We start from the raw sequence: 20786 nt of genomic DNA, 5'->3' as shown, positions 1-20786 counted from the left end.
CACGGCCGACTCGAACGAGACCGGCCCGGACACCGACGACGCCTCGATCCCGGTGGCGCAGAACCCGTCGCTGAACATCGTCAAGAACGCCAGCGTTCCGGGCGGCAGCGCCAACGTGGCGGGCGAAGTGATCAGCTACACGATCGCGGTGCAGAACACGGGCAACCAGACGCTGACCGGAGTCACGGTGAGCGACCCGTTCATCAGCAACCTGACGCGGGTGGCGGACACGGTCGGCGACAACGACAACCTGCTGGAAGTCGGTGAGACCTGGGCCTACACCGCCAGCCACACCGTCACGCAGGCGGAGATCGACGCCGGCGGGAACATCGTCAACGTCGCCACGGCCGACTCGAACGAGACCGGCCCGGACACCGACGACGCCTCGATCCCGGTGGCGCAGAACCCGTCGCTGAACATCGTCAAGAACGCCAGCGTTCCGGGCGGCAGCGCCAACGTGGCGGGCGAAGTGATCAGCTACACGATCGCGGTGCAGAACACGGGCAACCAGACGCTGACCGGAGTCACGGTGAGCGACCCGTTCATCAGCAACCTGACGCGGGTGGCGGACACGGTCGGCGACAACGACAACCTGCTGGAAGTCGGCGAGACCTGGGCGTACACGGCCAGCCACACCGTCACACAGGCCGAGATTGACGCCGGCGGGAGCATCGTCAACACGGCGACGGCCGACTCCAACGAGACCGGCCCGGACACTGACGGTGCGTCGATTCCAGTCGAGCAGCGGCCAGGCCTGAACATCGTCAAGACGGCGGTTCCGGGGCAGATTGTCGACACCGTGGGAGAGCTGATCACCTATGACATTACTGTAGCGAACACTGGCAATCAGACACTGACCGGCATCGTGGTCACGGATGCCATGGCCGATGCGGGGATCGTGCGCAACGCCGACCTCGTTGGCGACAACGACTCCAACCTCGATGTTGGCGAGACCTGGAGTTACACCGCGCAGCACACGGTGACGCAGGCCGAGATCGACAGCAACGGTGGCGGCGACGGCTATTTGGACAACACGGCCTTCGCCGACAGCGATCAGACACCTCCGGACAGCGACAGCGCGGCGGTACCGATCGTTCAAACCGGCTCCATTGGCGACCTAGTCTGGGAGGATCTCAACTTCAATGGTTTGCGAGATGCCGGTGAGCCGGGTATCGCTGGTGTCACGGTCAAGCTTCGCGACAGTAGTGGGGTTGTGGTGGCCAGCGACACGACCAACGGCAACGGGTTCTACCTTTTTGACAGAGTCGGCCCCGGCAACTACCAGGTCGAGGTGCTGGCTCCCACGGGCTTCTTCTTCACTCGTCCCGACCAAGGCGGCGACGATGGCGTCGACTCCGACGTCGGTACGACGGGTGCCACGGGTTCAGGTCTGAGTGGCCCGATCACCCTGCTTGCCGGTCAAAGCAATCTCACCATCGACGCCGGTCTCTACCAGAAGGCCACCCTCGGTGACCAAGTGTGGCTCGACAGGGACAAGGACGGTATCCAGGATACCAACGAGATCGGTGTCGGCAACGTCGTGGTGCGCGTGCAGGACTACACCAGCGGCGCGTTCGTCGCCTCGACGACGACCAACGCGGCTGGGACGTTCCTGTTCTCCGACCTCGATCCCGGAAGCTACCGCCTGGTCTTCGACAAGGCGGGAGCACTTACCGGGGCCATTTCCGTGGCAAAGTATCCATGGGCGCAGCAGGATGCCGGCAACGACGACGGGCTCGACTCGGACGTGCAGAAGGATCCGACCGACGGCAATCTGGCCTTCACCACCGCCCGGATCGTGCTGAGCTCGGGTCAGACGGATCGCAGCTGGGATGCAGCGATCACTCCGTTGGCGATCGACCTCAACGGCGATGGCATTCGCACGATCTCCCGGGCTGACTCGCTGGGCAGCTTTGACCTCCTCGGGACCGGTGTGGCGATCAAGTCGGGATGGCTGTCGGCCGAAGACGGTTTCCTGGTCGTGGACGGGAATGGCAACGGCGTCATCGATGACGTGTCCGAAATGTTTGGTGGGCTGAACAAGGGCGATGGCTTCGCAGCCCTTGCCGCTTTCGACAGCAACGGCGATGGCGTGGTTGATTCTTCGGATGCGCGGTTCGATGAAATCCAGATCTGGCGCGATGCCAACGGGAATCACCTGACCGACGAGGGCGAACTGATCACTCTCGCTGACGCTGGGTTGATCAGCCTGACCGTGGGCCATACCGAACTGCCGTTCCTCGACGCGCAAGGCAACCTGCATCTGGAGCGCAGCAGTGCCGTCAGGACTGACGGTACGACGGTTGACATGACTGACGTCTATTTTGCGGTCGCGGCAAGTGATGCTGCAGCAGGAGGTGCCGCATTGCCGTCCATTGCACAGCTGATGGGCTATGACCTGGGTGCGGCGGGGTCACGGAGTGACGCCTTTGTGGACACCGCAGTTGCCGGATTGCAGAACGACATGGATCTGCCGTCGGTGCAGTTGGTCGGAATGGCGATCGATCCGTCACTCGTCCTGTAAGGGCTCTGAGCCTGCGCCGCCGCCGGGAGCATGTCGGGAACCCGGCGCGACGCTGGCGCGCCATGGGGTTGGTGCGGACCGACGCTCGGTCGGAGCGGAAAAACTGGGGCGCTTTGGGCGGCTCGCGATGGGCCCAAAGCGCGCCAGCGCGACCGTCACCCGGGGGGTGGATTGCGATGCATCGCGGTTTTCGCAAGTTGCCGTGCGGTTTCTGCTCCGGCGCGTGCGTTGGCGCATTGTCCCGCATCAACGCCGATGGCTGATTGCGGTCCGCGCACCGGCCGCTCGTGCTCGTCATCTCGGGTGAGCGCGAGCGCTGTCGCAGTGCCCCCTGGCGGGCGACCAACCGCATCTGCCGCGAGCGCTTCACCGGTTGCGGCAACTTGGGGAGGGGGACTGCTGAGTTCTTTCAGACTGACGCAACTGATGCCGCTTCTGGCGCAGCGTTGTCTGCAGGACACTGGGTGTCGACGATTTTTACACTCCTCCCGATGCGGCCTTGCGAACTCCCAGATAAAACACAATAAATCCGCATGTTGTTAAGCACGGCATGGTTCTTGCTCATCAGGCTCATTAATTCATCGGCCTGATGTCTTGAACGCGGGCTTTGTCGCCTTCTTTTGGATCGGAGAGTGATTATGAACAGCATGAGCCTCGATGCGTTTCGGGCAGGTGTGCGGCAATGATCAAGAGTGCGCAACTTGGTTTTGTTGGTGTCTTCGTTGCTCTCAGTGGGACCGCTTCTGGAGCTGCCATTTCATTGGTGAATCAGGGCTTTGAATCGGACCTGTCCGGCTGGAGTGTCAAGGGGTTGGTCACACCGAGCCCGAGCGTCACGGTGACGACATACGATGGCAATACCCACGCCGTCGTTCCATGGCGGACGCGCATGGCCCGGCTGGTCAGCCAAGCGGAGTCGGGCGGTCCGGATCCATTCCGCAACAACGTCGGCGAGCTGAATACTTTCTTCGGTTTCGACATCACCGCGCGGCTTGCTCCAGGTACGGATCCGTGGAACGGATCGGGAATCAGCCAATCCTTCTCCGGCAGGAAGGATGACGTGCTGACGCAGTACTGGAGCTTTTACTCTGAGGAGAGCAGTGCCTCCCAGTCGCTGGATACCGCCTTCTATGTGGTGACCGATGCCTCCGGGGTCGTGGTCGATTTCGACGAGCTGGCGGTTGCCAAGATTTCCGGGGGCTACACTCCCTGGCAGTCATTGCGCTACGTTTTGCCGGCTGATGGCACCTATACCATCGGTTTCGGCGTCGTCAACTGGCAGGATGAATACTATAATTCGGAACTCTTCCTTGATGACGGCCTTCCCGAACCGGGGTCGTTCGCCCTGCTCGGACTTGCTTTGGCTGGTCTTTCCTGGGTGCGCCGAGGGCCGACTGCAAAGGGGTAACAGGGTTCCGGAAAGCGGTTCTCCAGTCGGGAGTCGTCGCTGACGAGATATGAGGCAGCTGACGCCGGGCGGTGCTCTTGCCCCGGGGGCGAACGTTGGCGATTCTCCGCACGTCGCGCGACGACGGATGGGTCTGAGCTCGGTTCCCGTCAGGTTGTCAAGGGCTTGTCAACAACACGAGAGAGTACCCATGAATAGCGAAAAGACTGCCGTCGACTCGGGCGTGGCTGCAACTGCCGGGTCAGAAGCGAATGCAGTATCATCTGCAGCACAACCAGTCTCGGTGGCGATTCGTTTGCAGCCCGTCGAGCAATCACAGATGCCGGTTTTTTCCAACATCGCAACGGTTCAGCCGGGAAGCGGGGTCGTGTTCATCGACTTCGGATTCATCGATCCGCAGACGCTGATGCACTTGGCGCGTCTTGGGCAGCCGGGGGTGGAAATCCCGCAAGCGGTCAGTGGTATCCTTGCCTGTCGTGTAGTGCTGGGTCTCGACACCATTGCCAACTTGGCGAACCAGTTGAATCATCTCTTGCGAAACGCCACTGCAGCGCAGGCGCGCGCGGGGAACGCTGGGGCAAATGCACCCGAATCTGCGGCTGAGCACGCTGGCGAATGAGCGACGCTTGCACCCCGGTTGAAGCCGGACTGCACGTAGTGCCTGGGCTGGTCCACGGCGCAGCCGGCAAAGGCTGAGGCGCTTACGAGGGGCTGATGACGGGCTACTCCGTCTGGGCCCCACCGGCTACCTTGACCGACAGGGATCGCGGCCGCTCCGGTCGGGTGGTTGTCGGGATTCCGAGCCAGTCGCGGGTGGCGGGTGCTCTTCCGGGCGGTTGGTTTTCTGGCCGATGCGCGTCATGGAGGCGCTGGCGGCGGCGCGGCGCTGGTGACAGGGGGGTCGCCATGAAGCTCTGCTGCCAGATCGTCCTAGCGGCGCTTACCCTCTTGGGGGCCTGCAGCAATGGGGCGGGCATGCGTCTGCCAGCCACCACCGCTGCGATTCACCAACCGGAAGGCGTCTCCGGGTACAGCCCGCGATTCGGCTGGCGTGGCGAGCGTTTCGCCGTGGCCACCGCAAACCCGCTGGCGAGCGAGGCCGGAGCGGCAATGCTGCGAGCCGGCGGCGCGGCGATCGATGCCGCGATCGCCGCGCAGATGGTCCTTGGCCTCGTCGAACCGCAGTCGAGCGGGATTGGCGGCGGTGCCTTCCTGCTGCACCACGATGGCCGGCAGACGGTGGCTTTCGATGGCCGCGAGACGGCGCCGGCAGCTGCCGGCGAGGATCTCTTCCTGCGGACTGATGGCACACCGCTGAGCTTTCATCAGGCAGTGATCGGTGGCCGGGCGGTCGGCGTTCCAGGAACCGTGCGCATGCTCGAGCAGGCACATGCCGCATACGGCCGGCTGCCCTGGGCGAGTCTCTTCGAGCCCGCCATTCATCTCGCCGAGTTCGGGTTTCCGGTCGGCCAGCGGCTGCATGCGCTGCTCAAGGCGGATCCGTACCTGCGCCTCGACCGCGAGGCCGCAGCCCACTTCTACGATTACACAGGGCAGCCGGTCGCGGTTGGCAGTACCCTGCGCAATCCTGAACTCGCCGCAGTGATGCGCCGGATTGCCGGTGAGGGTTCGCGCGCCCTGCACGAGGGAGAAATCGCGCAGGCGATCGTGGCCAAGGTTCGCGATCACCCGGACAACCCCGGCCGCTTGAGTTTGAGCGACCTCGCCGGGTATCGACCGGAACGGCGACAGCCCTATTGCAGCGACTACGCACCACAGCGAGCCAGCCCTCGACGCCGGTACCGGATCTGCGGCTTTCCGCCCCCCGGCTCGGGATCCATTGCCATTGCGCAGATTCTCGGCATCCTCGGCAATACCGTTGCCGTGTCGCTGCCCTTTGCCGACCCGCGGTGGCTGCACTACTACACCGAGGCGGCGCGCCTCGCCTTTGCCGACCGCGCGCGCTACGTCGCTGATCCGGCCTTCGTTGCTGCCCCTGCCGGCAGCTGGTATTCACTGATCGCTCCCGATTACCTCGCTGCCCGGGCGCAGCTCATCGAAGCCGAGCGCAGCATGCGGGTCGCCCAGCCGGGTGTGCCGGGGGCGGTGGCGCCGGCCCGTTCGTCGATGCCGCAACAGGTCGAGTACGGGACCTCTCATCTCAGCATCGTCGATGCGCACGGCAACGTGCTGGCGATGACCAGCACCATCGAGGACGCCTTTGGTGCTCGCCAGATGGTGCGCGGCTTCCTGCTCAACAACCAGCTCAGCGATTTCTCCTTTCTCCCACGCGACGATCGCGGGCTGCCGATCGCCAACCGGGTCGAACCGGGAAAGCGGCCTCGCTCATCGATGAGCCCGACACTCGTCTTCGATGAAGCAACGGGTGACGTGGTCCTGAGTGGGGGCTCGCCTGGCGGCGCACTGATCATCCACTACACGGCCAAATTGCTGCTGGCGACGCTGAACTGGCAGATGACACCGCAGGATGCGATCGACCTGCCCAATTTCGGGTCGCTCAACGGGCCGACGCTGCTCGAGGAAGGGCGTTTCCCGCCCACTGTCGTCGAGACGCTCGGATCGTGGGGCCACGAAGTCAGGGAAATCGGCATGAGCAGCGGTTTGCAGGCGATCAGCAGGGATGGCGGTGGCCTCAGCGGTGGTGCGGATCCCCGGCGCGAAGAGCGGGTGGTGGGTGAATGAGTTGGCTTGCCAGGTACGGTGCGGAAGGTGGCAGCGGTTCGCCGCGGCACCTGCAGCTCCTGCTGGGCTCGCCGACGGCCTGGCTCCTGATGGCACTGGTCATGGTCGCTGCGGGTTGTGCCGGCGATGGCGGTTACGAGTCGCGACCATCGCCACCGACGCCGCGGGAAACATCGACATCCGGAGCCGCTGCGCTGCAGCGCGAGGCGCGCCACCCGGCAGGGGCGGCCGCCAGCGCCAGGGGCGCGCCGCCAACCGGATCGCAACTGCTGACGCCCGTCACCAGCGAGCGTGAGGCTCGGGTTCTGGTCGACCGGCTGCTGCCCACCAACGTGAGTGACCGCGCTGCCTGGACGGGCGACATCACGCGGGCCTTCGTCGCCCTGCGCATGACGATGACCGCGGAGCGGTTCTGCGCGGCGATTGCGGTCATCGGGCAGGAATCCGGCTTCCAGTCGGACCCGACGGTACCTGGCTTGGCGGGGATCGCCTGGCGACAGATCGAGCAGCGGCGAGAGAAGTATGGTATCCCGAAGGCCGTGCTCGACCTGGCGCTGCTCAAGCCCTCTCCGGATGGGCGTAGCTACCGGGTACGCATCGATGCCCTGCGCACCGAGGCGCAGATGAACGCCCTGTACGAGGACCTGAGCTCGGAAGTGCCAGGCGGCAGGACATTGCTGGCCGGCTTCAACCCCATCCGCACCGGCGGACCGATGCAGGTCAGCGTCGCTTTCGCCGAGGAACAGGTGCTCGAGAAGCCATATCCTTATCCCGTCCGGGACAGCGTGCGCAAGGAGGTGTTCACCCGTCGCGGTGGCGTCTATTTCGGTATCGCCTCGTTGCTTGACTACCCTGCCAGCTACGGCCAGATGATCCATCGCTTTGCCGATTTCAACGCCGGCCGCTACAGCAGCCGCAACGCGGCGTTTCAGGATGCGCTGGCCCGGGTCTCAGGCCAGAAACTGTCGCTCGATGGCGATCTGCTCCGTTATCGGGCAGACGGATCGCCTGCGGCCGAAGCCAGCGAAACCCAGCGTGTCACGCTGTCACTGCGCTCACGCCTGAACCTGGGTGAAGGGGATATCCTGCGCGACCTCAGGCTGGAGAAGTCCCTCGCCTTCGAGCAGACGCCGCTCTACCTGCGGCTCTACGCGCTTGCCGACTCGACGACAGGCGAACGGCGACCGCGCGAGCTGATTCCCCGGATAGCGTTGAAGAGCCCGAAGATCACCCGTCCCTTGACGACCGAGTGGTTCGCCCGCCGCGTCGACGGACGCTTCCGTCAGTGTCTCGAGCGCGGGGAGCCCTGAGAGGCTGTGAGCAAGTCGCCAGCAACCGGCCAGGATGCAGGTCGCAGCGAGACAACAGCGGAACGCCCCGTGGCGCGGCGGCTGGTGACCGGCTGTCGGCCCTTGCCGCTGGTGCCACAGCGGGCTCCTTGGCCCGCCGCAGCCCGGGACCCAACTGCGGCGTCCAGCCGCAGTCGTCGTTGCCATCGGCTCAGACGAGGTTGCAGTTGTCGCGCAGGAAATCAAGTGCATCGGCGAATTGCGTGTCGGCGGCGTCGAGCAGGACTGCCTCTGCTTCGGGAAAGAACTCCTTCCACAGCGCCTCGAGGTCGTCCTGCATCTCATAGGGTGCCAGCGCGCGTATCAAGCCCAGCACCGGCAGCCGCTTGAAACCCTCGCGGCGCGCCTTGCGGATCAGCGCACGTGCTGCCACCTTGTTCAGCACCGGCTGCGGCGGCAGGTCTGCCGCGAGGCAGACGAAGATCGTCAGCAGCGAACTGTCGTCGGTCCTGCCGGCTGTGATCCGCTGCCAGTCGGCGCATGCCGCCGCATCGAAGCGTCCGGCATCCTCAGGCCCGAAATCGCGCAGATGGTAAAGTGGTTCGAGTTCTCGCAGCAGTTGCGCGATTGGGCGCGAGTGATCAGCGATCCGCGGCAGGTCCTCGCTCTCGATCCGGTGCAGCTCGTGCCGGGCAACCGGCAAACAGCCTTCGGGCAGTTCCTGCAGAAGGCCGGCGAGCAGCTTGCGTCCCTTGCGTGGCACGCCTCGCCTGCGGATTGCCTCGAGTATCTGCAGCAACCCACTCGCATTGGGGATTGCCAGCGGCCCGGCGCCGTTCAGGTGGACAAGCACGGCGCTGCGAACCACGCTCTCGGCAGCGACCGTCGACAGCTCGGTAGCGGGCAACCCAAGGCGCTCGGCAAGCCAGAGTGCTGCCGTGATCGACAGTTGGTGGACCTGCCGCTGCGCCAGGGCCTGGCGATAGTCGGGCAGGCTGCGCAGCGACCAATCGGCGAGGAAGTCCTTCTGCGGCTGCTTGGCCAGGATGCCGTACGAGGTGTCTTCCGGCATTGCCCACAGCTTCTTCAGCATTTCCGAACCGCCGCGCGAATGCGACAGAAAGCTGTTGTCGCGCAGCGATCGGGCCGCCAGGTCGAGGTCGCCACCGCTGCCTTCCTCGAGGAACAGGCTCACGAGGTTGACGATGCGTGTCCGTGCTTCCTCGATGTTCGGACGCAGGTAGCGTGTGCCGAAGAAGTCGGCGATCTGCAGCAGGCCTTTCGCCCCGTCGTTCACGATGCTGTCCAGCCCGTCCCGATCGATCAGCCCGCTGCGCACTCCGTGCTGCAGTGCCCTCTCGAAGAAGGGTCGCTGGTCGAAAAGAGTCAGTTGCTGGCCGTTCGCCACCGGTTCCGACATCGCCTGTCCGCCGTCCTTGCCGACACTCGTCTGCGCATCCGCGATCAGAGCGCCGATTCCTCATCGCCCTCACCGAGGGTCGGCTGGAGCGGGACCTGCGGTGCCGGCCTCTCGGCGGTTGCTTGCTGGCGCTCATCGGCACGGGCGCGGGCGCGCAGGATCAGCAGCACCTCGCGGAAGATCTCCGGCTGCTGGTAGCGGAGGGTCCACGCCAGTTCCATCCAGTCGTGATCGTTGACCTCGCTGTGGCTGAGGAAAGGTCCGCCGCTGCTCTCGTCGGAAAGTGCGTCGAGGCGCTCCTCGTCACTGAGATCGTTGCCGGAGTCGTCGCCGTCCGAAAAGAAGTCGAAGACGCCGGTGCGAAAGAACTGCTCGAGGTTCTCCGCGCGCTCGTGAAGATAATCCGCTAGAACCTCGTTGCCGCCCTCCAGTTCGCCGATGGCGGCGAGGAATTCTCCAGGGTCAGCGCCGGCACGAAAGATCACCGAGTTGATCATGCCGTGCAGGCGCTCGTGGCTGATGTCGCCATAACGCCTTTCGAGAGCGATCGCGCGGGCGAACTGCTCCGGTGATACCAGCAGGTTCACCACCGATTCGCGCGCGGAGTCGAAATCGCGCAGCACCGCCAGCAAGTCCTTGGCGGGAAAATCGTCAAGTGCCAGCGTGAGTGCCTGATCGCCTTCCGTCTCGACCAGCGAGACGAGGGCGGCCTCGGCGCCCACGATGTCGCCAACGCGAACCAGTTTCTCCGCTCTTGCCAGTACCGGGTGAGTCATCAATAGTCTCCCGAGAAGCGATCCTTGCGCTCGAAGCCCTGTTCGGACAACCAGTCGGCGCCCGCTTCCTCGAGGTCGACGTCGAGATCGGCATCGTCATCATCATCGACGCCGCGGCCGTCCGGCGGCTGCGGCTGAACACCTTCGCCAAGCGAGGTCGCACTTGGCCGGCGGAGGAACTCCAGGCAGGCCGTGACGACCAGGAAATGCTCGCCGTGGGCAGCCTTGAGAACCACTCGAGCCAACTCGGCGGCCCAGGGTTCGAGCGACACCGACGACAGGAGGGCCTGCCATGCGGGCAGGTCTTCGGGTTCGCGGGCAGCGAGGTCCGTCATCACCGCCGGGTTCGCGAAACTGAAGCCGCCGTGAAAGGCGACGGCGACCATCTCCGGGTTGCACTCGATCATCGGCAGCAGTTGCCCGACCTGACTGCGCTTTGCCTCGAGTCGGCGGGCAAGGACATCGTGGCCCGCCGAATCCGTCATCAGGTCATCCAGTTCGGCGTCGTAGGCAGATTTAAGTTCCTCGAAGTATGGCGATACCTTCATTGCAGGATTCCTTCGATGTAGCGCTGCCAGATTTCGCGCGCCGTTTCCAGTGGTTTGTCGAGCAGATTGCGGCGCCGGTTCTCATCATAGGCAAACCGGCGGTCCGGATCAGCGAGGACATCATAGGCCTCCTGGACCTCGCGAAACCGCTCGCTGGCCTCCGGTGCCATGTTTCGGTCGGGGTGAAACTGCAGTGCCTTGCGGCGATACGCGGCCCTGATCACTTCGCGGGTCGCGTCGCTGGCAAGCCCGAGTATGGCGTAGTAGTCCTTCATTCCCCACCCCGGCCGTCCACAGGGTTGCGGGCCGGCCCGCTGCAAGGCCACCCTGCGCCGTTCCCCACCCGCGCCCTGATCACCGCTCCGGGTGATCCATCGCGTCGAGCACCCGCGCCTCCCTTCCCTTGCCTGGTGACCATTTCCGCGCTACCCCTCAGTCGCCGGCTGCGGAGGCCAGTCCAAGACGCTGCCAGAGCGTCCTGGTCAGGCCGACCTGGTTGAGTGTGTAGAAGTGCAGCCCGGGTGCGCCTGCGGCCAGCAGTTTCTCGCACAACTGCGTCACCACGTCGAGACCGAAAGCATGGATCGACGTCCTGTCGTCACCATAACTCTCGAGGCGCTTGCGAATCCAGCGCGGTATCTCGGCGCCGCAATTGTCCGAGAAGCGCGCCAGGCTGCTGAAGCTCGATATCGGCATGATGCCTGGAACGATCGGCGCGTTGATGCCGACAGCCTGGCACTCGTCGATGAAGTGCGAGTAGGCGTCGAAGTTGTAGAAGTACTGCGTGATTGCCGAGTCGGCGCCGGCATCGATCTTGCGCTTGAAGGCCAGCAGGTCGTCCAGCGGGCTCTTCGCCTGCGGGTGGTACTCCGGGTAGGCGGCCACCTCGATATGGAACCAGGAGCCGGTCTCGGAGCGGATGAACTCGACGAGTTCGTTGGCATGACGAAAGCTCCCCGGCCTGGCCATTCCTGACGGCAGGTCACCGCGCAAGGCCACGAGGTGGCGGATGCCGTGCGCACGATACTGCTCGAGGATGCTGCGGATGCTGGCCCGTGTGGAGCCGATGCAAGACAGGTGCGGTGCCGCCCGATGGCCCTCGTTCTGGATCTCGAGGACGGTTTCGAGGGTGCGGTCGCGTGTTGAACCACCCGCACCAAAGGTGACTGAGAAGAACCTTGGTTTCAGGAGCGCCATCTGGGCGCGTGCCGCACGCAGCTTTTCCGCGCCCTCGGGCGTTTGCGGTGGAAACAGCTCAAGGCTGAAAGTGGGGGATGTGGTGATCATCAGCGGGCGATTTCATGCCCTTCTGGCTGTGGCAGAAGAGAGGACAGGATGGATGAAAGGATGCTGTAGAGGATGGCGCCGAAAAACGCCGGCCAGAAGCCGCCGACGACGAAGCCCTCGAACATCGACCCGGCGAGCCAGAACATCAGGCCGTTGAGGACAAAGAGGAAGAGTCCGAGCGTCAGCAGCGTAGCCGGCAAGGTCAGGAGGATCAACAGGGGCCGCAGCCAGGTGTTCACCAGTCCGAGTACGGCTGCTGCCAGCAGCGCCGAGCCGAACGACGCGACCTCGATCGACGGCATCAGGTAGCCGACCGCCAGCAGGGCGCAGGTGTTGAGCAGCCAGATCAGGAGCACCCGCATGCCGGTCCCCGGTTGTCCTGCCGCATCAGTAGCGGTAGTGGTCCGACTTGTACGGTCCCTCCTTGGCGACCCCGATGTAGCGTGCCTGTTGTTCGCTCAGCTCGCTGAGCTGCGCATTGAGCTTCTTGAGCTGCAGGCGCGCGACCTTCTCGTCGAGGTGCTTGGGCAGCGTGTAGACGCCGATCGGGTACTCTGCATTGCGGGTGAACAGCTCGATCTGGGCGATCGTCTGGTTGGCGAACGACGAACTCATGACGTACGAAGGATGGCCGGTACCGCAGCCGAGGTTGACGAGGCGACCCTTGGCCAGCAGGATGATGCGCTTGCCATCGGGAAAGATCACGTGGTCTACCTGTGGCTTGATCTCTTCCCAGGCATAGCCCTCGATCGATGCCACGTCGATCTCGTTGTCGAAGTGCCCGATGTTGCAGACGATGGCCTGGTCCTTCATCTTTTGCATGTGTTCGTGCGTGATCACGTGAAAATTGCCGGTCGCGGTGACGAAGATGTCCGCCTTGTCGGCCGCGTATTCCATCGTCACCACGCGGTAGCCTTCCATGGCCGCCTGCAGGGCGCAGATCGGGTCGATCTCGGTGACCCAGACCTGCGCCGAAAGGGCGCGCATGGCCTGTGCCGATCCCTTGCCGACGTCGCCGTAACCGGCGATCAGGGCAACCTTGCCGGCGATCATCACGTCGGTGGCTCGCTTGACGCCGTCAACCAGCGATTCCCGGCAGCCGTACAGGTTGTCGAACTTCGACTTCGTCACCGAGTCGTTGACGTTGATCGCCGGAAAACGAAGTTCGCCCTTGGCATGCATCTGGTAGAGGCGGTGGACGCCGGTCGTCGTCTCTTCCGTGACGCCCTTCACCGCTGCCAGGCGGCGCGAGTACCAGCCTGGGTCGCTCGCGAGCTTCGTGCGGATTGCCGCGAAGAGGATCGTTTCCTCCTCTGATGCCGGCTTTGCCAGCACGGACACATCCTGTTCGGCACGCGCGCCGATATGGAGCAGCAAGGTGGCGTCGCCGCCGTCGTCGAGGATCATGTTGCTGTAGCCGCCGTCGGGCCACTCGAAGATGCGGTGCGTGTAGTCCCAGTAGTCCTGCAGGGACTCTCCCTTGACGGCGAAGACCGCGACGCCGTCGGCGGCGATGGCTGCTGCAGCGTGATCCTGCGTCGAGAAGATGTTGCAGGATGCCCAGCGCACCTCGGCGCCGAGCGCGGTCAACGTCTCGATCAGCACCGCAGTCTGGATGGTCATGTGCAGCGAGCCGGTGATGCGTGCGCCCTTGAGCGGCTGCTGCGTGGCAAACTCCTCGCGGATCGCCATCAGTCCCGGCATTTCGGTTTCGGCGATGCGGATTTCCTTGCGGCCCCAGTCGGCGAGACCGAGGTCAGCAATCACATAGTCCTGGTTGAGAGTAACAGTATCCGACACAGTGAGGCTCCTTGATGACTGTGACCGGGAGAAGGTAGCTCTGGCGGAGAACGACTGCAGGGTATCCCCTGTGCCCACCCCGTGCTGCCAACCCCGGTACGGGTTGGTGGGATGAGCGCCGTTTGATGAATCCGAGCCTGAAACTGTGGGACAACAGCCTTGCAGCGCTCCTCGGACTGGGACCGATTATATAACGGGTTCGCGCGAACGCGCGCGGCTTTCAGTAGACGAGCGAGTCGTGGGTCCGGCTCGTTCCCTGGACCTCGACGCTGACCTGATTCGGGGCACAGATGGCGATTTCGCCCGGACGGGCCAGCCATCCCTGCCGCACACAGTACTGTCGCGGACTCGGGTCGGCGGCAACCCGCACGCGACGGCGGTCGACGAGCACTGTCGTCACGCCCAGTGGCCCAGGCACATCGAGGCGCCGATCATGTCGCAGGTCGAGTTCCGAAAAGAGTTCGCCGCCACGCCTGACGACGGCCTTGTCGGCGACGCCTGCCCGCCACGCCAGCGGAAACGATGCGACGACGCCGGCAAGGCCGAGCGCGATCAGCAGGCAGTCGCCCGGCTTCAGCAGCGCAATCCAGCGGATCATGCGTTGCTGCCGGCGGCCGTGCTCGGTGCGGCCAGTTCGCGATGCCTGACCAGCACGCGCGCGCAGTCGCGAAACTCGCGCGCCAGCCATTCGGCGAAATACACCGACCGATGCTGGCCACCGGTGCAGCCGATGGCAACGGTCAGGTAGTTGCGACTGTCCTGAACGTACGCCGGCAGCCACGCGCGAACGAAACGGGCGATGTCGGAACGCATGCGCAGGACGTCGGCCTCGGCCTCGAGGAATTCGACCACGGCTGCGTCCCGCCCGGTCAATGGTCGCAGGTTGAGGTCGTAATGCGGATTGGGCAGGCAGCGGACGTCGAAGACGAGGTCGGCGTCGAGCGGAATGCCGTTCTTGAAGCCAAAGGATTCGAAGAGCAAGGTCAGTCCCCGACAGGGGTCGCTGGCGATGGTGCTCTTGACGAACTGGCGCACCCATTCGCGCAGCGCGGCAGGTCTGACTCCGCTCGTGTCGATGTGGTGGCCGAGTGCCGAGAGGCCGGCCAGCCGGCCGCGTTCGGCGGCAATGGCCTCGGTGAGCGTCAGTTGGTCGCTGGCCAGCGGATGCCGGCGGCGGGTTTCCGAATAGCGCTTGATCAGGGTGGCATCCTGCGCATCGAGGAACAGGAACTGCAGTTCGAGATCCTGTTGGCGCAAGGCATCGAGCTGCAGCGGCAGTGTCGCCACGCTGTTGCCGCCGCGGATATCGATGACGACGCCGACCTTGTCATAGCCCTGCAGATCCAGTTGTCCGACAAGCCGCTGCAACAACTGCGCGGGCAGGTTGTCGACGCAATAATAGTCCGCATCCTCGAGCACCTTGAGGGCGATCGACTTGCCGGAACCGGAGAGGCCGCTGATGAGAACGAGATGCATGTGATGAAGCATAACGGATGCCCGGTCGCACGGGCAAGCTGCGCTGCATTAAACTGCCGATTCCCAGCGGACGGAGCGGGTTCATGAACATCCTCAGCATTCCCTTTGTCGAAGAACTCGCGGCGCTGCGTCGCGACATCCATGCTCACCCGGAACTTGCCTTTGCCGAGTTCCGCACGGCAGACTTGGTCGCGCGGGAACTGGAGCACTACGGTCTCGAGGTCGACCGCGGCCTCGCCGGTACGGGCGTCGTCGGGATTCTGCGCAAGGGCCACGACCGCCGTGGCATCGGGTTTCGCGCCGACATGGACGCCCTGCCGTTGCACGAGAAGAACGACTTTCCGCACCGCTCGCGCCATTCCGGGCAGATGCACGCCTGCGGACACGATGGGCATACGGCGATCCTCCTCGGCGCAGCGCGCTACCTGGCGGCACATCGGGATGAGTTGGCGATCGGCGGTAACGTGTACTTCATCTTCCAGCCAGCCGAGGAGTCGGAGGGCGGGGCAGCAGTCATGATCGAGGACGGCCTGTTCGACCGGTTTCCGATGACGGCCGTCTTTGGTCTCCACAACTGGCCGGGATTGCCGGTGGGACAGGTGGCGGTGATGCCGGGTCCGGTCATGGCCGGGACCTGTGCCTTCGAGATCGCCGTCCGCGGCCATGGATGTCATGCCGCGATGCCACAACAAGGGGTCGACACCCTGGTCGTCGCGAGTCAATTGACGCTCGCGCTGCAGACGGTTGTCGCCCGCAACGTGCATCCCTGCGAATCGGCAGTGGTCAGCGTCACGCAGATTCATGGCGGGGAAGCCTGGAACATCATCCCGGACGATGCCGTCCTGCGTGGCACGATCCGCAGCTTCAAGCCAGAGGTCCAGGAACTCGTGGAGCGAGCCATCGAGCGGATCTGCTGCGGCGTCGCGAGTGCCTTCGCAGCGCAGATATCGGTTCGCTTCGACCACCGCTATCCGCCGACGGTCAACAGTCCAGCGGAGACCGAGCTCTGTCGCCGCGTCGCCACGCGCCTGCTTGGTGCCGACAACGTCCGTACCAGCGAGTTGCCGTCGATGGGCGCGGAGGACTTCGCGTACATGCTGCGCGAGAAGCCGGGGTGCTACGTCTGGCTGGGGAACGGTCCGGGTACGGGTGGCTGTACGCTGCACAATCCGCACTACGACTTCAACGACGAACTCCTGCCGCTTGGCATCAGCTATTGGGTACGTCTTGCCGAGAGCGTGCTGGGGGAGTCGTCGGCTGCCGCTGCCGAGTGAGGGAAGGTGGGGATGGGGTGCGCAGCGGGGTCGCTGCGGAAAGCTGACCCCGCACGCCAGAAGCCGAGCGGATCGGCGTTCCTTCAGGTTCCCCGGTGCCGGGTTTTCGCTTCATTTTTCCGGGCGTTGCCAGGACTTCTAGCCTGTCGAGACGGCTTTCGGGTCGGCAGTCAGCCGCTTGCACGAACGCCAGCCGCAGCTTCCTGGAGCTCCTGCTCGATCCCGATGGGTCGCAGGAGGGGCGATCTCTTGCTGGACCGAGTTCGGCACACGCTGCTTCGATACGAAAACTGACGCTGTTCCCGGGGTGCCGGAGAGACTAGACTGACGGGTTGGCGCCTGCGCGGCGCGCCGTCAGGCGCCAATGCCCTTCGAAGTCGTAGCATTTGGCCAACACTCAACGCACAAGGAATGCATGCTCCATGATCAAGATTGATTTCGACAAGATGGGTGGGTTGATCCCCGCCGTGATTCAGGATGCCGAGAACGGCGAGGTGCTGATGGTCGCTTTCATGGACGAAAAGACGTTGAACCTGACTCTCGAGTCCGGCAAGACCTGGTTCTACAGTCGCTCCCGCAACAAGTACTGGATGAAGGGCGAGGAATCCGGCAACACCCAGGAGGTGGTCGAGGTCTTGACGGACTGCGATGCCGACACGGTGGTCATCAAGGTCAGGCAGAACGGCCCAGCGGCCTGCCATACCGGCAACCGCAGCTGCTTCTTCGTGAAATGGGAAGACGGAGCCTGGGTGGAGCATTCGAAGCCCCTGTTCAACCCGGCGCAGGTCTACAAGAAATGAGCAATCTGCTGAAGGTCGGCATCCCCAAGGGGAGCCTCGAGGAGTCCACCGTCGAACTGTTCCGCAAGGCCGGCTGGCGGATCACCACGGCATCGCGCAGCTACTTTCCAAATGTCGACGACGAGGAGATGAAATGCAGCCTGATCCGTCCCCAGGAGATGGGCAGGTATGTCGAACGAGGCACCATCGACGTTGGTATTGCCGGCAGGGACTGGGTCCGGGAGAGCGATTCGGATGTCGTCGAAGTCTGCGAGATGGTCTACTCCAAGGCTTCCCGCGGAACGGTGCGCTGGGTTCTGGTGGTCAATGATGACTCCAGGGTTCGCTCTCCGGAGGATCTCCGGGGCGGCACCATCTCCACCGAACTGGTTGGTTTCACCAAGCGTTACTTCGCCGAGCGCAACATCCCGGTCACCGTTGAATTCTCTTGGGGGGCCACCGAGGCCAAGGTGGTCGAGGGGCTGTGTGACGCGATTGTCGAGGTCACCGAGACGGGTTCAACGATTCGTGCCAACGGCCTGCGGATCGTCTGCGACCTGATGGAGTCGCTGCCGGTCATGATTGCCAACAGGAAGGCATGGCAAGACCGCTGGAAGCGGGTCAAGATCGAGCAGATCGCAACCCTGCTGCAGTCGACGCTCCGTGCGGAAGGGATGGTCGGCCTGAAGATGAACGCCCCGGGAGACCGTGTCACTGCCATCACCGACATCCTGCCGTGCCTCAACAACCCGACGGTTGCCCATCTGCACAATTCGGACTGGGTTTCGATCGAGAGCATCCTTCCGGAAAGGAAGGTGCGAAGCATCGTTCCGGAACTGATCAAGCTCGGCGCCGAAGGAATTGTCGAGTACCCGTTGAACAAGATCATCTGAGCAGACTGGCGCGAAGTCGATTTGCAGGACCTGACGCTCGGGTACTGTCGGCCGCCCTGCATGATCCTCCCGGTGGCGTCTGTGGTGCCGGACGCTGGCGCCGCCGGCGGGGTTTGCAACTCTGCCGAAGGGACACCCACGGTCAAATGGAGGCGGTGCCAAGGGGGGCTTCAAGAACACCGGTGCTCGTTGTTCCTGACATCGCCATGCCCGGTCAAATCTCGACGTGGCCGACGAAGGGCGACGGCCATCTTCGCCAGGGCGCGTGCTTGCCCGGTTCAGGCGAGGTCTGCTTCCCGCCCGGCGTTCCCGGTTATCCGAGATTGATCGACGTCACGCCGTCAAGGGACGCAGGAAGCCCACGGGTAGCGGGAGAACACGCTCTTCCACTGCTGGCGGGAGAACACGAGGATCACGGGCGCGGAGACGCCGGGCCGTAGGTGCCGGGTCATATCGGTTCGACGAATGTCGGCGACTCGCCCCGTGACGAATTGACCGCCCTGCACACCTTGTAGGCGGTCATGCCCGCAGCCGCGGCCGGTCGCAACAACCTGCGCGAGCCGCTCACATCGGCATTGCCCGGGTCGAGCCACGCCGCGTAGTCACTGGCCTGCAGAATCACGGGCATTCGGTCGTGAAGCGGAATCATCAGCTCATTGGCGTCGGTCGTGATGATGCAGCACGTGTGAACCTCGTCGCCCTCCGGTGACACCCAGCGCTCGCTGAGTCCGGCAAACCCGAAGAGATCGCCATCGTCTGCGGGGCGAACGAAGTACGGCTGCCTGATCGTACGACCCGCCTCCTGTGCTGCCTTCCATTCATAGAAGCCACTTGCCGGCACAATGCATCGCCAGCGCCGGAATGCCGTGCGAAAGGCGGGTTTCTCTGCCACGGTCTCGCCCCGCGCGTTGATCAGCTTCGCACCGATCGTGGCGTCCTTGGCCCACGGCGGGATCAGTCCCCAGCGATGAAGTCTCGCCAGCCGCTTGTCGTGCGGCCCCGACTTAACGATCAGGACGGTCGCCGTCGGTGCGATGTTGTAGCGCGGCTCGAAGCCGAACCCGTCTTCGAGCTCGAAGTGCTCCCGGATGCGGGAAACCGGACCATGGAGTGCATATCGGCCGCACATCTCAACACCCCGCCCACGCGCGCTTCCTGATGTGAATCTTCGCTCTCTTGTTCACCCCTGCTCCACAACACGCTGCGCTGAAAAATCTGTGGTCATGTCGCTCAGGGCGGTCTGGAACATCCAAATGGAGAGCGAAGATGACCGCCGACCCGACTCTACCCGAATCGATGTCGCCGCGCGAGCGCGCCGCGGAGATTGCCACCGTTCTCGCCACCGCGGTCGCAAGACTACACGCCGGGGGGTCCGTTGCGAGCGAAGTTTCGCTTGGCTTTTCGGCGCCCAAGCGCGTTCTTGCAACTCCCTCAGCACCGGGACGACCGCGATGACATCACCTTCCGCTGCCGCCCAGCTCGCCGCACTACCCGAGATGCTGCTCGACCGGCTGTGATCGCTTTGAGATCTGTGCGCCAGGGGTGGGGGCGCTGAACGCTTACGATTGAGTTGCGGGGCGCGACCGCCAAGATGTTGCGCAGCTTCTACGCGACCCTGCCGAAGCGCACTCTCTTGGATCATACCGGGCGGCCGAAAGGACAATGAGCGTTGGACGAAGAGTCTTGGGGGTATCGAGCCGATCAGGTCTCAGCGCCGCTCCTGAAATCGCGGCTCCTCAACCAATGCAGCAAGGTCGCGAAGAAGCATTCCGGGTCGATCGGCTTGGTTATGAAATCATTCATGCCGGCCATCAGGCATTGCTGCCGGTCTTCGGCAAACGCGTTGGCCGTCAGGGCAACGATCGGTGTGGTGGCGGTTTGCGGCATCCGACGCAGGCGCCGGGTCGCCTCGATACCGTTCATCCCGGGCATCTGCATGTCCATGAGGATCAAGTCGTAGGGCCCATCGCCGGCCCTGAGAACGGCTTCGCTGCCATCCATGGCCACACTCACATCAAACCCGACCTCGGCTAGCAAATCCATGGTGATCTCGCGGTTGATCGGTTCGTCTTCGGCAAGCAGGACGCGACGTCCCATGTAGTCGCGCGCCAGTGTGGCTTCAGCGGCTTCCCTGGTTGACTCCGCAGTCGCCCTGTCTCCATCGGGCGCCTTCCCGAGCCGGGCCGTGAACCAGAACGTGCTGCCTGTCTCCGAAGTGGCGGCAATGCCGGCATCGCCGCCCATCATCCGGGCAAAACGACGTGTGATGGCGAGTCCCAAACCCGTGCCGCCGTACTTGCGCGTCAGGCTGTTATCCGCTTGTTCGAAGGCCGTGAACAACCGGGCAATCCTGTCCGTCGGGATGCCGATGCCCGTGTCTTCGACTTCGCAGCGCAGCATCACCGTGTTGGCCTCTTGTTCTGAGAGGCAGTGAAAGCGCACGACGATGCTTCCCGATTCGGTGAACTTGACCGCATTGCCGACATAGTTCAGGACTGCCTGTTGCAAGCGAGTCGGGTCACCCCGCAGCAGCGGTGCGTCTGGCACATCGACAGTCAGGGAGAGCCCTTTGGCCTGTGCCCTGTCGCCCATGATCGACAGGACATTGT

At 64.0% G+C, this 20786-nt stretch carries 19 protein-coding genes and 1 riboswitch; of the genes, 8 read left to right on the top strand and 11 right to left on the bottom strand.

Annotation, left to right across the window (positions count from 1 at the left end):
• Positions 1-52: 52 nt before the first annotated feature.
• From NFW30_RS10340 to NFW30_RS10320, 5 genes are all read left to right on the top strand, one after another.
• Positions 53-2524, top strand: a complete 2472-nt coding sequence (locus tag NFW30_RS10340) for an SdrD B-like domain-containing protein (RefSeq protein ID WP_295372053.1) — start codon at positions 53-55, stop codon at positions 2522-2524.
• A gap of 682 nt (positions 2525-3206) precedes the next feature.
• The gene (locus NFW30_RS10335) at positions 3207-3932 is read left to right on the top strand and encodes a PEP-CTERM sorting domain-containing protein (protein WP_295349800.1); all 726 of its coding nucleotides are present in this window, start codon (positions 3207-3209) and stop codon (positions 3930-3932) included.
• Positions 3933-4122: 190 nt separating this feature from the next.
• Entirely contained in the window at positions 4123-4551 is a 429-nt protein-coding gene (locus tag NFW30_RS10330) for a hypothetical protein (RefSeq protein WP_295349799.1), read from the top strand.
• A gap of 356 nt (positions 4552-4907) precedes the next feature.
• A complete protein-coding gene (locus NFW30_RS10325) occupies positions 4908-6635 on the top strand; it encodes a gamma-glutamyltransferase family protein (protein ID WP_295372050.1) in 1728 nt (575 codons plus the stop codon).
• Positions 6632-7945, top strand: a complete 1314-nt coding sequence (locus tag NFW30_RS10320) for a DUF1615 domain-containing protein (protein WP_295355294.1) — start codon at positions 6632-6634, stop codon at positions 7943-7945. Before NFW30_RS10325 ends, NFW30_RS10320 begins: the two co-directional genes overlap by 4 nt.
• Before the next feature lie 190 nt (positions 7946-8135).
• Here the strand turns inward: NFW30_RS10320 and NFW30_RS10315 are convergent, their stop codons facing one another.
• The 9 genes from NFW30_RS10315 to rapZ all read right to left on the bottom strand — a co-directional run bounded on the left by NFW30_RS10315 (position 8136) and on the right by rapZ (position 15231).
• Complete coding sequence (locus NFW30_RS10315) at positions 8136-9344, bottom strand: hypothetical protein (RefSeq protein ID WP_295355296.1); 1209 nt, start codon at positions 9342-9344, stop codon at positions 8136-8138.
• A 44-nt stretch (positions 9345-9388) separates the two neighbouring features.
• Entirely contained in the window at positions 9389-10120 is a 732-nt protein-coding gene (locus tag NFW30_RS10310) for a hypothetical protein (RefSeq protein WP_295355298.1), read from the bottom strand.
• The gene (locus tag NFW30_RS10305; protein ID WP_295355300.1) at positions 10120-10668 is read right to left on the bottom strand and encodes a hypothetical protein; all 549 of its coding nucleotides are present in this window, start codon (positions 10666-10668) and stop codon (positions 10120-10122) included. The genes NFW30_RS10310 and NFW30_RS10305 overlap by 1 nt, the downstream gene beginning before the upstream one ends.
• Entirely contained in the window at positions 10665-10943 is a 279-nt protein-coding gene (locus NFW30_RS10300; RefSeq protein WP_295355302.1) for a DnaJ domain-containing protein, read from the bottom strand. Before NFW30_RS10300 ends, NFW30_RS10305 begins: the two co-directional genes overlap by 4 nt.
• Positions 10944-11100: 157 nt before the next feature.
• Positions 11101-11955, bottom strand: a complete 855-nt coding sequence (gene metF, locus NFW30_RS10295) for a methylenetetrahydrofolate reductase [NAD(P)H] (protein WP_295355304.1) — start codon at positions 11953-11955, stop codon at positions 11101-11103.
• On the bottom strand, positions 11955-12317 hold the full coding sequence (locus NFW30_RS10290) for a phage holin family protein (RefSeq protein WP_295355306.1): 363 nt from the start codon (positions 12315-12317) through the stop codon (positions 11955-11957). Before NFW30_RS10290 ends, metF begins: the two co-directional genes overlap by 1 nt.
• 25 nt (positions 12318-12342) lie before the next feature.
• Positions 12343-13755, bottom strand: a complete 1413-nt coding sequence (gene ahcY, locus NFW30_RS10285; RefSeq protein ID WP_295355308.1) for an adenosylhomocysteinase — start codon at positions 13753-13755, stop codon at positions 12343-12345.
• Positions 13756-13861: 106 nt separating this feature from the next.
• A riboswitch (S-adenosyl-L-homocysteine riboswitch) is annotated at positions 13862-13934 on the bottom strand.
• A 41-nt stretch (positions 13935-13975) separates the two neighbouring features.
• The gene (locus tag NFW30_RS10280) at positions 13976-14353 is read right to left on the bottom strand and encodes a NusG domain II-containing protein (protein WP_295355310.1); all 378 of its coding nucleotides are present in this window, start codon (positions 14351-14353) and stop codon (positions 13976-13978) included.
• Positions 14350-15231, bottom strand: a complete 882-nt coding sequence (gene rapZ, locus NFW30_RS10275; RefSeq protein ID WP_295355312.1) for an RNase adapter RapZ — start codon at positions 15229-15231, stop codon at positions 14350-14352. The genes NFW30_RS10280 and rapZ overlap by 4 nt, the downstream gene beginning before the upstream one ends.
• Before the next feature lie 83 nt (positions 15232-15314).
• On the opposite strand from rapZ, the gene NFW30_RS10270 reads away from it, so the two are divergent.
• The 3 genes from NFW30_RS10270 to hisG all read left to right on the top strand — a co-directional run bounded on the left by NFW30_RS10270 (position 15315) and on the right by hisG (position 18177).
• Complete coding sequence (locus NFW30_RS10270) at positions 15315-16505, top strand: M20 aminoacylase family protein (protein WP_295355314.1); 1191 nt, start codon at positions 15315-15317, stop codon at positions 16503-16505.
• A gap of 422 nt (positions 16506-16927) precedes the next feature.
• Complete coding sequence (hisI, locus tag NFW30_RS10265; protein WP_295355316.1) at positions 16928-17305, top strand: phosphoribosyl-AMP cyclohydrolase; 378 nt, start codon at positions 16928-16930, stop codon at positions 17303-17305.
• Positions 17302-18177, top strand: a complete 876-nt coding sequence (gene hisG / locus NFW30_RS10260) for an ATP phosphoribosyltransferase (RefSeq protein ID WP_295355318.1) — start codon at positions 17302-17304, stop codon at positions 18175-18177. The genes hisI and hisG overlap by 4 nt, the downstream gene beginning before the upstream one ends.
• Before the next feature lie 448 nt (positions 18178-18625).
• Here the strand turns inward: hisG and NFW30_RS10255 are convergent, their stop codons facing one another.
• Entirely contained in the window at positions 18626-19306 is a 681-nt protein-coding gene (locus tag NFW30_RS10255; RefSeq protein ID WP_295355320.1) for an SOS response-associated peptidase, read from the bottom strand.
• A 572-nt stretch (positions 19307-19878) separates the two neighbouring features.
• Positions 19879-20786, bottom strand: a 908-nt coding sequence (locus NFW30_RS10250) for a response regulator (RefSeq protein ID WP_295372047.1), incomplete at its 5' end; no start/stop codon positions are given.

This window comes from Accumulibacter sp., from assembly GCF_023806635.1.
Lineage (GTDB): Bacteria > Pseudomonadota > Gammaproteobacteria > Burkholderiales > Rhodocyclaceae > Accumulibacter.
The sequence above is the reverse complement of the archived record's forward strand: the minus strand, read 5'-3'. Positions and strand labels throughout refer to the sequence as shown.